The sequence below is a fragment of the Spiroplasma endosymbiont of Cantharis rufa genome (genome assembly GCF_964019665.1).
Classification (GTDB): domain Bacteria; phylum Bacillota_I; class Bacilli_A; order Mycoplasmatales; family Mycoplasmataceae; genus Spiroplasma_A.
The window spans coordinates 1,173,284-1,187,351 of record NZ_OZ026459.1; the positions used below are offsets into that span (position 1 = coordinate 1,173,284).

The window sequence follows — 14,068 nt, forward strand, 5'->3', positions numbered from 1 at the left end:
ATTTTTCCAATGGTATTCATTTTTTATCAAAAAAAATGAACTAAAAAAAGATATAATCATTTGTAAAGGAGTCAATTATGCAATTACAACATTTATCAAAAAAGAGATTAATTTTAATAGATTTAGACGGTACAACTTTAATGTCTAATGGAGAAGAGATTCATAAAACTACAAAAGAAGCTTTAATTAACGCTACTAAAAATGGTCATGAAGTTTGTATAATAACAGGAAGACCTCATAGAGCAAGTATTAGATTTTTTAATGAGCTTGGATTAACTACACTTTTAACAAATTTTGATGGAGCACATATACACGATCCTGTATCAATGAAATTTAAAAGAATAGTTTTTCCTATAAGTGAAGAGGTAGTTAAAGAAATAATGTTACATCCCGTTATTAAATCAAGTATTTCAAATATACTTATTGAATCATATAATAAAGCAATGGTTAAGGAAAAAAATGAGTTCATAGAAAACTTTTTTCATCTTGATGATGTAGCTGATGATGAATATAAAATTATTGACCCATATAAGCATTGAGAAGGTGCTGCCACTAACGTGGTTTTATTTATAGATACTGAAGATAATAAAGATAATGTTTTAAGAGTATTAGAAAAATTTAAGAACACAATTAAAATACAATCGGGAAATGTCTATGGGAATTTAAGTGAATCTTCAAAGTTAATGGTTACTTTAACTAATAAAATTGTGAATAAGGGTTTTGTTGCAGACATATTAGCACAATACTATAATAAAGATATTAGAGATGTTATTGCTTTTGGAGATCAAATGAATGATTATGAAATGGTTCAGAAAGTAGGTTATGGAGTAGCTATGAAAAATGGAAGTACAGCTCTAAAAAACATTGCAGCAGGAATAACAAATCTTAGTAATGATGAGGGTGGTCTTGGCGAATATCTTGAAAAACTTTTAAGAGGAATGGAAGTTTAAAAAAAACTGGTTATCCAGTTTTTTATTTTGTAATTTCATCTAATTGATTTATAAGATCATTAATTTCATCTACTAAAGGCTTATATGTTTCTGCAATTAAAAAGTCTACGCCAACCTCTTTTAAGATTTCTAACGGAGGTTTTGAACCTCCTAACTTTAAGAAATTAATTATTGTATTCTTATTACCTTTTTTAAAATCCTTATATAATTTAAAGCTAGCTACTAAATCAACTGCATATTTATAAACATAAAATGGAGATTGAAAAAAATGAGAAATATAAGGTCATGAGTAATCTTGTTCATCTTTATCATCAAACTCATCATATCCAAATTCTTTTTGTTTCTCTATATATAAATCATTTAAACTATCAGTAGTAATTGCCTCTCCATCTTCAATTAATTTATGGGCACTATACTCAAAATCGGCAAATTGAATTTGTCTATAAAATGTTGAAATTAGATCAAATATTCTTTGTTGTAATAAGTATTTTTTTTCTTCAACATTTTCTGTAGATAAAAATAAATAATCAAATAATAAATGTTCATTTAATGTTGATGCCACTTCAGCTAATAAAATTGGATAATTATTCAAGGGGTATTTTTGAGATTCATCTGCAAATAAAGTATGAACAGAATGACCAATCTCATGAGCTAAAGTAGTCACTGATCCTAATTGCTCATCTCAATTCATTAAAATTATTGGTTCAACACCATTGCCACCAGATGAGTATGCTCCATCAGATTTATTTTCATCTTCATAATAATCAATTAATGAGTCTTTAAAAGCCGTTTCCAATTTTACTTGGTATTCATTTCCTAAAACAGTTAGACACTTCTTAACAATATCTTTACCTTCTTCTACACTAAAATTTTTTTTATAATTCTTAGAGACTTTTAAAAATCTATCAGTTGAATAAAATTTTTCAAAGTTATATATTTTTTTTATCAGTCTATTATACTTTTTAAAATTTATTATTGTGTCCTTTCCAAATTTAATTAGATTTAAATAAATCTCCTCACTGACTTGGTCATCAAATAAATTCATTTCCAGAATTGATTTATAATTTCTAACATTTTTTTCTTCATTTTGAACTTGTATAATTGCTTCATATATTTTTGCATAGCTATGCTTTCTTGAACTATAATTTTTAAAATATAATTTGTTTGCTTCTCTTCGTTTTTCTTGATCTTTTATTGGATCAGAATTCTCCATAATTTCTTTATATAAAGATAAAGTTAATTCTACCTCCTGATTATTTCATTCAATTATAGAGTTTTGCTTATCTGCATAAGATAATGAATCATATAAATTTCCAACTGCATTTCTGCTTCTTGAAACTTTACTCATTAATTCTTCATCTGTTTTTGAAAGAATGAATTTAGAAGATTTAAAAAAAATATTAAAATAATATTTATATTCATTCATATTATTTTCTTCTAATCATTGAAAAATTTTTTTATCTCCTATTTCCTTTAATTCATTTGATACAAAAGCTTTTTTAATATTAAAATTTTGATAAAAATTATCTAGTAAAGAGCTTAACTCTTGATTTTCGCTATTTGTTTGATCAATATCAATTAAATGAGCATATTGATTTAATCTAGATAAAATAAAATCAATATTTTTTTCAAGTTCTAAATAATGTAAAAACTTTTTTTCATTGTCTAGTTTTCCATTTAACTTTGATATTTCTTCAACAAATAATTTAGCCTTACTTAGATCTAGTTTTCAGCTTTTAAAGTCTTTGTATAAGTGAGAAAAGTCTCATTTATATTTTTCATTTATTTCATTTCTTTTCATATTTTTATTATATAGAATAAAAGAAAATTTATATTTCATATTAGCAATAACTTTTTTAAATAAAAAAAGGATTCTAAGTAAATTAAAATCCCCATTTTATTTATTTTTTTAATAATTCAAACATAGTTTTTAACATTGGTGCTCTACCACGTTTATTTGCATCTGCTGTTGCAGCTATATCCAAATGAATATATTCTTTTCCTTCAGTGAAAGAATCTAAAAAGGCTGCAGCTGTTGATGAACCAGCTTCTCTACCAGGTTCAGAGTTTGCTAAATCCGCTATTTTTGAACATTGCATTGCTTTTAAATGATCTCCAATTATTGGTTGTCTTCAAATTGGTTCTTGACCTTTTTTTGAAGCATTTTCAAATTCTTTATGGAATTCATCATATTTTGAAAATGTTCCAGTAAATCATCTTCCAAGTGCTATTGCTATTGCTCCTGTTAAAGTTGCTACAGTAATTGCTCTATCAGCTTTTGCTTCTCTTACAGCATAAGTAATTCCATCAGCTAATACTAATCTACCTTCTGCATCTGTATTAGTTATTTCAACAGTTTTTCCATTCATAGATTTAATTACAGATTCTGTTAAAGTTGCTTTTCCACCAATTCTATTATCTGTTAGCATTGCAATAGATACAACATTACATTTTGCTTTTGCTTTTGCAAGTGCCATAATAGTTGAAGAAACTATAGCTGCACCTGACATATCAAATTTCATATTATCTAGAAAGTTTGAAGGCTTTAAGTTATATCCTCCTGTATCAAAAGTAATTCCCTTACCAACTAATGCTGTTCTCTTTTGAGAAGAATCTGATTTATATTCCATTACAACAACTCTTGGATCAATATTACTTCCTGCATTAACTGAAAGTAATAATCCCATACCCATTGATTCAATTTGTTTTTTATCATAAACTGTCACTTTTAAATCTTTTATTTCTTTAGCTTTTGTAACAATTCTATTTGCAATTTCAACAGATGTACCAATGTTTGGTGGTAAATCTTGTAAGTCTCTTGCAAAATTTAAGTACTCCATTTTAATTGCTGATTCCTCATAAATTGCATTAAATTTTTTATCAAATAAAAAATTAATTGATTTTGGTTCTGCTTGCTTTTCCTTCATTTCAAACTCTTTATGTGCAGCAAACATAATTGTTTCTATAACTTTTTGAAAAGCCTCTTCTTCATTTTTAAACTTTGATGCAAATGACTCTACATTAACATTTAAATCATATTTATTTGATTTAATTATTGTTTCCAGAGAATCACCTAGTTCTCTAAGACAAGGTTTATCATTTAAAAAATAATATAAAGTTTTATCTTCACTAATTAATGAAGTAACTCCATTTTCTTTAACAACTAACTCATTTAATTTATCCTTTGAGCCAACTGCTTTTAAAGTTAATGTAAATTCTTTTTTATTGTTTGTTATCATTTTATTTCTCCTTTTAATTTACAAGATTATAATATCATTTTTAACACTACTTTATTACAAAGGTTTCCTTACATTTTTTATTTGTACATTTACCATAAATTATTAACTTTAATTTCTCAGTGTCTTTTTCATAATTTAAAAAACTTTTAACCATACCATGACCGTTTGGGCATTTTAATTTTCTATTAACTAATTTAGTATTTAAAGAATAAAATTTTGATTTTGTTGAGTAAATATAATATGTTTCTTTCATTAATCTATCATTTTGATTATCTATTTCATCCAAAATTAAAAAGTTAATGTCTGCAATACCCTCAACTTTTGATCTCATTTTATAATAAAATCTTTCCTTGCTAGTTTTAAAACCATTAACATGTTGTTTAAATCTACTAATTAAATTTCTAGATTCTCCAATATAACAAAAATTTAATTTATTATTGACTATTGAATACATAAGATATGTTCCGGAAACCTTATAATTAATTTGAAATAATTCCAAACTATTAAAACTTGATCTAGTTATCAATAAATTATTAATAAAATGTAATAAATAATTTTCTGATAAAGACTTATATTTTAAATCACTAGAATTTTTAATATTAGTTATTGCTTTAAATTGTTCTTTTAAGTCCATAAAAAATCACCCTTACTTACTATTATAAATTAAAAAAAAATCCCTTATGGAATTTTTTATTATTTATTAAATTATTTAACGATTGAAACAACTGTTCCAGCACCAATAGTTCTTCCACCTTCACGGATTGAGAATTTTGTACCTTGCTCAACAGCAATTGGTTTAATTAATTCAATAACTAATTCAACATTATCCCCAGGCATAACCATGTCTGTTCCACTTGGTAAGTGAACTTCCCCAGTAACATCTGTAGTTCTAAAATAGAATTGAGGACGATATTTGTTAAAGAATGGTTTGTGTCTTCCACCTTCTTCTTGTGTTAAAGCATAAACTGATGCGTTTAATTTTGTATGTGGTTTAATTGTTCCTGGTTTTGCAAGAACTTGTCCACGTTCAATATTATCTCTATCAACACCTCTTAATAGTGCTCCAACATTATCTCCAGCTTCAGCAAAGTCTAGTAATTTTCTAAACATTTCTAATCCTGTAACAACAACTTTTTTACTATCTTCAACCAATCCAACAATTTCAATTTCGTCGTTTACTTTAACAACTCCTCTTTCAACTCTTCCAGTTGCAACTGTTCCACGACCTGTAATAGTAAATACATCTTCTACAGGCATTAAGAAAGTTTTTTCTTTATCACGAGCTGGTGTTGGGATATATGCATCAACAGCATCCATTAATTCTTCAACTTTAGTTACTCATTTAGCATCACCATTTAATGCTCCTAAAGCTGATCCACGAATAACAGGTGCTCCATCTCCATCAAAGTCATATGCAGATAATAAATCTCTAACTTCCATTTCAACTAAATCTATTAATTCTTCGTCATCTACCATATCACATTTATTTAAAAATACTGCGATAGCTGGTACTCCAACTTGTCTTGATAATAAGATATGCTCTCTTGTTTGAGGCATTGGTCCATCAGTTGCAGCAACAACAAGGATTCCACCATCCATTTGTGCAGCTCCTGTAATCATGTTTTTAACATAATCGGCGTGACCTGGACAGTCTACGTGAGCGTAGTGTCTTTTTTCTGTTTTATATTCAACGTGAGAAGTATTAATTGTAATACCTCTTTCTCTTTCTTCGGGTGCATTATCAATATTTGCATAATCTTTGAATTCTGCTCCACCTTTTGCTGCTAATACTTTTGTAATTGCAGCTGTTAAAGTAGTTTTACCGTGGTCAACGTGTCCGATTGTTCCAATGTTAACGTGAGGTAAACTACGGTCAAATGCTTCTTTTGCCATGTTTTTTCATTCCTTCCATTTGGTTCTAATTTATAATTATTTTGACCAAGTGTCCTAATAATTATAAATACATTTTGTTTAAAGTACAATACTTTTTTTATTTGATAATAAGGTACTATTTACCTTGTTTTTTAATAATATCTTCAGCAATGTTTTTTGGTGCTTCATTATAGTGACTAAAAATCATTGTATAATTTCCACGACCTTGTGTAAACGAACGAAGTTCAGTTGCATAACCAAACATTTCTGAAAGAGGAACTTTTGATTTAATTGTTTGTGCATTTCCCCTTTGTTCTGAACCTTCAATTAAACCACGTTTTGATGAAATGTTACCCATTACATCTCCGTAGTATTCATCTGGTACAGTTACTTCAACTGACATAATTGGTTCTAAAAGAACTGGGTTAACTTTTTTAGCAGCTTCTTTTAGTGCTAATGATGCAGCAATTTTATATGCCATCTCATTTGAATCGACATCATGATATGATCCATCCACTATTGTTGCTTTTACGTCTATCATTGGAAATCCAGCAATTATTCCATTTTGTAAAGCATTTTCTAGTCCTACTCTTGCAGCATTGATATATTCTTTTGAGATTTTACCTCCAACAATTTTATCAATTCATTCAAATCCTTTATCATGATTTGGTTCAAACTCAATCACAACGTGTCCATATTGTCCACGCCCTCCTGATTGTTTAACATATTTCCCTTCAACTTTTGCTGAACCCTTAATTGTTTCACGATATGAAACTTGAGGTGCTCCAACATTTGTTTCTACTTTAAATTCTCTTTTTAAACGGTCAACAATAATATCAAGGTGTAGTTCACCCATTCCAGCAATTATTGTTTGTCCAGTTTCTTCATCAGTAAAAGTTCTAAATGTTGGATCTTCTTCTGATAATTTGTTTAATGACAAACCTAGTTTTTCTTGATCTGCTTTAGTTTTTGGTTCTAATGCTAAATGAATAACTGGTTCTGGGAATACCATCGATTCTAAAATAATTTCATTTTTTTCATCTGTTAATGTATCCCCAGTTGTTGTATCTTTCAATCCAACAGCTGCAGCAATATCTCCAGCATAAACTTCATCTATTTCTTCACGATTATTTGCATGCATTTTTAATAAACGTCCTACACGCTCTTTTTTATCTTTGGTTGCATTTAATACATAACTACCTTTTGCTAAAACTCCTGAATAAACTCTAAAGAATGTTAGTTTTCCAACAAATGGATCAGTCATAATTTTAAAAGCTAATGCAGCAAATGGTTGGTCATCTGCGGCTTTTCTTTCAGCCTCTGTTCCATTTGGCAAAATTCCTTTAATTGAAGGAACATCCAATGGTGATGGTAAATAATCAACAACAGCATCTAATAATAATTTAACACCTTTGTTTTTAAATGCTGACCCAGCTAGTACCGGGAAAAACTCAGCTGATATTACACCTTTACGAATTGCTGATTTTAATTCTGGAATTGTAATTTCTTCTCCATCCAAAAATTTAACCATCAAATCTTCATCGTATTCAACAGCCATTTCAACTAGTTGTGCTCTTAATTGTACTGCACTATCTTTTAAATCTGCAGGAATTTCAATTTCCTTAGCAACTTCTTCAGCAGCTCCATCAAAACCTCAAGCTTTCATTTCAACTAAATCAATAATTCCGTTAAATTGATCTTCTGCTCCAATTGGCAATTGAATTGGAGCAGCTTTTGCTCCCAATCTATCTCCAATTGTTTTTACTGAGTATAAAAAATCAGCTCCAGTTTTATCCATTTTATTAACAAAAACTACTCTTGGTACTTTATATGTTGTAGCTTGTCTTCAAACAGTCTCTGTTTGTGGTTCCACACCACTTTGACCGTCTAAAACAGCTACAGCTCCATCAAGAACTCTTAATGATCTTTCAACTTCAACTGTGAAGTCAACGTGACCAGGAGTATCAATGATATTAAATCTATGATCTGCTCAAAATGCTGTTGTAGCTGCAGATGTAATTGTAATACCACGTTCTTGCTCTTGGGCCATTCAATCCATTTGTGATTCACCTTCATGAGTTTCACCAATTTTATGAATTCTACCTGTATGGAATAAAATACGTTCTGTAGTTGTAGTCTTACCAGCATCAATGTGAGCCATAATACCAAAGTTACGAGTCATATTTAAACTATATTCTCTTGGCATATTCTTTTCTCCTTATTTTCTATTATCAACGATAATGTGCAAATGCTTTATTAGCTTCAGCCATTTTGTGAATATCTTCACGTTTTTTAACTGATCCACCAACACCATTTGATGCATCAATAATTTCGTTTGCTAATCTGTCAATCATTTCTTTTTCATTTCTTAATCTTGAATAATTAATTAATCATCTTAAAGCTAAAGTAACTTTTCTTTCTGTTGAAACTTCAACAGGAACTTGATAGTTTGCTCCCCCAATACGACGAACTTTTAGTTCTAAATGAGGCTTAATATTTTCAATAGCTTTATCAAAAACTTCGATTGGAGTAGTTCCAGTCTTTTCTTTTATTTTTTCAAAAGCCTTGTATAAGATGTGTTGAGCTGTTCCTCTTTTACCATCTAACATAATTTTATTAACTGCTCTACTTACTAGTTTTGAGTTATAAATTGGATCTGGTAATACGTCTCTCTTTTCTGCTTGATGTTTACGCATATTATATTCTCCTTTCTCTTTTATTTATAAAATGTGAATTACACTCTTTTATTTTTTCTCTTTAGGTCTTTTTGTTCCATATAAAGAACGAGATTGCATTCTTCCGTTAACTCCAGTTGTATCTAAAGTACCACGAATTATATGATAACGAACCCCAGGTAAGTCTTTTACCCTTCCCCCACGAATAAGCACAACACTATGTTCTTGTAAGTTGTGTCCTTCTCCTGGAATATAAGCTGTTACCTCCATACCGTTAGTTAATCTAACCCTTGCATACTTACGTAAAGCCGAGTTAGGTTTTTTAGGAGTCATAGTTGCAACCCTTGTACAAACACCTCTTTTTTGTGGTGCTGAAACTCTAGTAACTTTTTTTAATAAAGTGTTAACTCCTCTGTTTAAAGCAGGAGCTTTAGTTTTTCATGTTTTTGCTTTTCTTGGTTTTCTAACTAATTGATTGATTGTTGCCATTTAAGGTTCCTCCTTTCCACAATACCGAGTGTATTGTAATCACACAAAATATATTATATATTAAAAAAGAGCTAATTATTAATATTTTTAGCTCTTTTTTTTGATTTTTTAATACTTAAAATAAGCATATATTTGGCATTATATTATCAAATACTTTTTGATTCATCATTCCTTCTTGTAAAGGATAAATTAAAATAAGTTCTAATAAATAAACCATTAAATAGTAGAAATTCATATATTCCATAAATATTTCAATTCTTTTTGTTGATAATTGATCCTCTTCAATTGTAGATAATCTTTTATATGTATTTTTATAATTTTGATTAAATTCTAAAATGTTCTCCATTAGTTTTGAAAAAGCTGATTGAGTATCTAATTCAGAAATTCTTTTTAAAAAATCATCCATGGGTTTAAAAGTATTATTAATATCTTCTTTTAAATTCAGTTCTTTATATTTTTCAAGTAGTTCATTTGTTTTAACTCCAAAAGTTTGAACGGCAGTTGCAACTATTATATCAATTCCTTTGGAATCTTTTACAACCTCTTTTTCTAATTTTTCTTTTTCCAAATTAACATCAAGAGAGATTAAAACAATAATAGCATTTTGAAAGATAGACATTAAGTGATTTAAAATAATCAATTTATCTGAATTGTTATCTAAAGGTTTTCACTCTCCAAAAGTTTTATCAAAATTTTGGCCAAACAATTCCACTTCTTCTCTTGTATAAATCTGACTATTCTTCTTTAAAAATTCTTCAATATTTTTAGGAATCTTAAACTCATTAGAGATATTTTGTTTTAAATTTTCATATACAGTATTAACTCTTTTTATAATAGTTCTTTCATAATTAATAGGTTTAATTGTTTTCATAAAATCCTTTTCTATATTTATATACAAGATAATCATACTACATTTGATATTATTAATAATAAGGAGAATACAATAATGGTATGAGGAGAATCAAATTCAAGAGACTTTTTAGATTGAGCAGATTTTTGTAGAAATAATGTCATTAGACAAAAGGGAATAAATTCAACAAGCGGCCCAAATTTTACAAGTGATAAAAGCTCTGCAAGTTATAATTCTGTTAAAAATACACTAATTAACCTTATTCAAAGTAATAAAAGTATTAGTGTACAAGAACTATATAATATTTTACCTAATGATCTTTTAACAAATCCAACAATTAAAAATGTACTCTTACAATTATATTTTGAAGATAATTTAAAAATACAAGGACAACAAAAAAATAATGATGATAGAGAGTCAAATTTTATTTTAGTTTTTGTTAAAAAGCCCCTTCCAAAGACTTTGATTAAAACAGAAAAACAACAATCAAATATTGAAGAACTGATTGATAATACTTGACAAGCTTCAGGAAGAAAATTGGACTTTGAGAAAATTCAACGTGAAGATAAAAGTAAATTAAATATAAACTTAAAAAGAACAACACCAACACCAGTTAGTAAGCCTGCTGAAAAACCAAATATTGATGTTAGGGATTTAATAAAAGAAAAGGAAATGCCAAAGGAAATAGTGAGAGCAGTTCCCAAAAAAGAAATACCAGAGCCAAAAAATTCAAATATAACATATATCCAAATACCTAAACCAGAGCCAAAAATAATAAAAGAGGATGTTATTCCAGCAATAAAAGTGAATCTTGAATATAGGCCAATGCCAAAGAAAAAAGAAATTATTATTGAAGACAAAGTTTTTCATGGTTTATTAACTTTTGATTTATATTACTTGGAGGCATTTTTAGATGATGCTGCAATAAAGGAAATTGAGAAGAGAAGCCAAATTAAAATAACGAAAGATATTTTAAAAGTTAGAGGAGACATTAAATATCTTGAAGAAAAAAAATCTCCTGCATTAAAGAATATTTTTGGTTTTATTGGATGTTTAACAATAGTTGGTATACCATTTGTAATAGTTGCAAACTCTAATAAAATTAGAAAAAAAGCATGAAAAATATATAAAGAAAATTTAAAAAATAGAGGATATGAAAATTTAAAAAATGAACTAAAATTGCAACATCCAAAAATTATTGAGTTTTAAAAAGAGTCCTTACTTAAATAAGGACTCTTTTTACATTTCTTGTTTTTTATAACTACTTTTTAATATTTTTGATTCACTTTTAATATTTTTTAATTCTCTTTTTTTAATTTTTATAGCTAAGTTTGCTTGTTTCATAGTTTCTTTACATTTTTCAATTTCAGTTTCTTTATTTTCTTTTTGAGCTTTAAACACTGCTAATTTTTCTTTTAATGCTTCTTTTGTCATTTTTATTTTCTCCTTATAGATATAATCTACTAATAGATATAATAATAGTTTAAAAAAGCCTTATTGTCAAATTATTTAATAATATACAAATAAGCAATAAAATATTATTAAGTAAAAAGTCTTAATAGCTTATACTAATAAATTCCCTCTATAAAAGATAAAGCAAACAGGGCGTTTTCAATATCTTCTTTCACTTTATTCGCAAAACTTTCTAAAATTTTTTCTCTTGAGAAACTTTTTATTCTATAAAATATACATACTTCATTTTTGACATTACTACTATTAACATATTCATGACCTATTATAAAATCATTAAATATTGCAATACCACTTAGATTTTTTGTATTTTTCATAGTTAGATTATCAATATATTTAGGTCTAAGCAATTTAGGCCCTCTTAAATCTGTATTTGATACATTTATACCAAATCTCTTATTAAATTCTATTGATTCTGTCTGATAACTATCTTTATTTGATTTTCCAGTAAATATAATTATTCCATTGTAACTCTCATCAAATTTTGTATTTTGAACTGTAAGACCCGTTGTAGCAATATAATGATAAATATAAGTAGTGCTTGTACCATCTTTTGTAGGTATTACAATTTTTTCTACAGTCCTAATAATTTGATTAACTTGATAATTTACTAATTTGTCTTCAAAAGAAAAAGCTATACTGTTTCTCTTTTCATTACCCTTAAAAAAACTATATCTCGATAATCAGCTTTTTGGACTTCCATTATAATCTTTTATTGGAGCCCTAATAAGTTTTCTTTCTAAATTTATAAATTTTGTTTTTTTAATAAGTGAACTCGAAGATGATTTTACTACTAAATCAAATGACTTATTATAAATGTCTTTTCACTCTATATTATTTACATAATTAAAAGCTTCAACTCTTGAGTAACTAGATTTAGTTAAATAAACTATTCCCAAAACAACAAAAGTTATATCTAATGCAGTTAAAAATAAAGTCAAAAATATCATTAAACTATATAAGACTATTGTTAAACAAATAGATATAATTGAAAGTGCTCAGGATAAAATACTTATAGTTAAAAATTTTTTTCTCTTTCCAATAGCTGAGTCTAATTTCGATTTATCTAAGCAGCTCTCAATAAAACTTGTAATATTTTCTATTAAGTAATTTTCATATTGCATTTTTTATTAAAACCCAATCTTAACGTCAGTTCTATCTTCTTCAGTTATCTCAAAAAAATATTTATTTTTAGCTTTTATTGATGAGCCTGCTACATTTATTGGTCATACTTTAATTGCTTGATTAAAACTGCTTACATTTCCATTATAAATTCTTCTTGAAGCTGCAATATCTTCTTCAATTTCATTTATTGAATTAGACATAGATTGGAATAATTCTGTTGATTTTAGATTTGGATAATTTTCAACTTGAATCATAATGTTTCTTGAGACTTGATCAAGAACTCTATTATTTTCCATCATTTCTTTTGCTCCCCCACCCATTCTCATATTAGTAACTTTTTCTAAAGTGCTTTTTTCAAAATCAATACTTCCTTTAACAGTATCCATTAATTTAATTAAAGTATCTCTTCTTCTTTTTAATTGAACATCTATACCTGATTCTGATTCTAGTACTTTTGTATCCATTTTCTTTAGTTTATTTACATTTCCAATATGAATAAACAATGGAATAATTAATATAAATATTAAATATCAAAAAAACTTCCCAAAAGCTGAAACCTTTGGTGAAGTATCTGCATCTCTATTTAAATCTTGTTTTTTATTTGGTGCTATCATAATTTTATTTACTCCTTCTTTTTTGAACATTCTTACATATTAAAATTTTAACACTTTTAATTGTTTTAATTTATAATTTTATATTTTTTATTGAAGATATTATTTTACTTAGCTCATTTTTTGAAATTGGCAAATATTCCATAAAAATTCTATCCTCTCTTGGATTAAGTATGAAACATCTCTCTACATTTTTTTTTGTAGCATTTTCAAACATTTTTTTATATAGAAATAGTTGTGCATTATATTTATCGACAAAATTAGTTCTACTAGTTTTTATATCCATTATGTAATAGGTTTCTTTAGATTTTAAAATTATATCAATAGTTCCGAGATAATTACAATCATAACCCAAATATAAATAAGTTTTTTCAGAATAAATTTGATCAATATTATATTTATATATAAATGAATTTAGCTCAGTAACTATTCTCTTTGCAATATTTATATGATTTGAATTTTTACAGTCTAATATATTCAAATTTAATTTAAAGTCTTTTCTCTCTTTAATAGAATGTGAAATCATATTGTGAACACATATTCCCTGTTTAATTGAATTATCAACTAAATCTTTTTTAATAAATTTATTATGAATGTACGGAAAGTTTTTTTCTAATATTAGACTGACAAAAGGCAAATTAATTTTATTATCTTTTCCTATAAAATTTTGTAAGTACAACGGTATTTCAATATCATTTTTAATTATATAATTAAAATTATCATCTCTAAAAATTAAATTTGTTAAATCATATATCATTTTGTTTCTCCTATATATACAATAACAAAA

14 protein-coding genes are annotated in these 14,068 nt (G+C 27.0%); 2 read left to right on the forward strand and 12 right to left on the reverse strand.

Going from position 1 to position 14,068, the window contains the following annotated elements:
- Nucleotides 1-77 precede the first annotated feature (77 nt).
- Nucleotides 78-950 carry an HAD-IIB family hydrolase gene (locus AACL15_RS05145; protein ID WP_339034039.1) on the forward strand — a complete coding sequence of 291 codons (873 nt, stop codon included), beginning with the start codon at nucleotides 78-80 and terminating at the stop codon, nucleotides 948-950.
- A gap of 22 nt (nucleotides 951-972) precedes the next feature.
- Here the strand turns inward: AACL15_RS05145 and pepF are convergent, their stop codons facing one another.
- The 8 genes from pepF to AACL15_RS05185 form a co-directional block, all read right to left on the reverse strand.
- Nucleotides 973-2,790, reverse strand: coding sequence for an oligoendopeptidase F (gene pepF / locus AACL15_RS05150; protein WP_339034041.1), 1,818 nt, complete (start codon nucleotides 2,788-2,790; stop codon nucleotides 973-975).
- A gap of 61 nt (nucleotides 2,791-2,851) precedes the next feature.
- Entirely contained in the window at nucleotides 2,852-4,189 is a 1,338-nt protein-coding gene (locus tag AACL15_RS05155; protein ID WP_339034043.1) for a M17 family metallopeptidase, read from the reverse strand.
- A gap of 46 nt (nucleotides 4,190-4,235) precedes the next feature.
- Nucleotides 4,236-4,823 (reverse strand): GIY-YIG nuclease family protein, encoded by a 588-nt coding sequence (locus tag AACL15_RS05160; protein WP_339034045.1) that lies wholly within the window; start codon nucleotides 4,821-4,823, stop codon nucleotides 4,236-4,238.
- 71 nt (nucleotides 4,824-4,894) lie between these two features.
- Complete coding sequence (gene tuf / locus AACL15_RS05165; protein ID WP_339034047.1) at nucleotides 4,895-6,082, reverse strand: elongation factor Tu; 1,188 nt, start codon at nucleotides 6,080-6,082, stop codon at nucleotides 4,895-4,897.
- A 115-nt stretch (nucleotides 6,083-6,197) separates the two neighbouring features.
- Nucleotides 6,198-8,267 (reverse strand): elongation factor G, encoded by a 2,070-nt coding sequence (fusA, locus tag AACL15_RS05170; RefSeq protein ID WP_339034049.1) that lies wholly within the window; start codon nucleotides 8,265-8,267, stop codon nucleotides 6,198-6,200.
- A 22-nt stretch (nucleotides 8,268-8,289) separates the two neighbouring features.
- The gene (gene rpsG, locus AACL15_RS05175) at nucleotides 8,290-8,757 is read right to left on the reverse strand and encodes a 30S ribosomal protein S7 (protein WP_339034051.1); all 468 of its coding nucleotides are present in this window, start codon (nucleotides 8,755-8,757) and stop codon (nucleotides 8,290-8,292) included.
- 48 nt (nucleotides 8,758-8,805) lie between these two features.
- Complete coding sequence (gene rpsL, locus AACL15_RS05180) at nucleotides 8,806-9,225, reverse strand: 30S ribosomal protein S12 (protein WP_020836733.1); 420 nt, start codon at nucleotides 9,223-9,225, stop codon at nucleotides 8,806-8,808.
- 115 nt (nucleotides 9,226-9,340) lie between these two features.
- Nucleotides 9,341-10,096: a hypothetical protein gene (locus AACL15_RS05185; protein ID WP_339034053.1), complete on the reverse strand. Its 756-nt coding sequence runs from the start codon at nucleotides 10,094-10,096 to the stop codon at nucleotides 9,341-9,343.
- A gap of 75 nt (nucleotides 10,097-10,171) precedes the next feature.
- Here AACL15_RS05185 and AACL15_RS05190 point away from each other — a divergent pair, with 75 nt between their 5' ends.
- Nucleotides 10,172-11,284, forward strand: a complete 1,113-nt coding sequence (locus AACL15_RS05190) for a hypothetical protein (protein ID WP_339034055.1) — start codon at nucleotides 10,172-10,174, stop codon at nucleotides 11,282-11,284.
- 30 nt (nucleotides 11,285-11,314) lie between these two features.
- Here the strand turns inward: AACL15_RS05190 and AACL15_RS05195 are convergent, their stop codons facing one another.
- The 4 genes from AACL15_RS05195 to AACL15_RS05210 all read right to left on the reverse strand — a co-directional run bounded on the left by AACL15_RS05195 (nucleotide 11,315) and on the right by AACL15_RS05210 (nucleotide 14,038).
- Nucleotides 11,315-11,509 carry a hypothetical protein gene (locus AACL15_RS05195; protein ID WP_339034057.1) on the reverse strand — a complete coding sequence of 65 codons (195 nt, stop codon included), beginning with the start codon at nucleotides 11,507-11,509 and terminating at the stop codon, nucleotides 11,315-11,317.
- A 134-nt stretch (nucleotides 11,510-11,643) separates the two neighbouring features.
- Complete coding sequence (locus AACL15_RS05200) at nucleotides 11,644-12,669, reverse strand: hypothetical protein (protein ID WP_339034059.1); 1,026 nt, start codon at nucleotides 12,667-12,669, stop codon at nucleotides 11,644-11,646.
- 6 nt (nucleotides 12,670-12,675) lie between these two features.
- A complete protein-coding gene (locus tag AACL15_RS05205) occupies nucleotides 12,676-13,284 on the reverse strand; it encodes a LemA family protein (RefSeq protein ID WP_339034061.1) in 609 nt (202 codons plus the stop codon).
- A 70-nt stretch (nucleotides 13,285-13,354) separates the two neighbouring features.
- Nucleotides 13,355-14,038: a hypothetical protein gene (locus tag AACL15_RS05210; protein ID WP_339034063.1), complete on the reverse strand. Its 684-nt coding sequence runs from the start codon at nucleotides 14,036-14,038 to the stop codon at nucleotides 13,355-13,357.
- Between the last annotated feature and the right edge of the window lie 30 nt (nucleotides 14,039-14,068).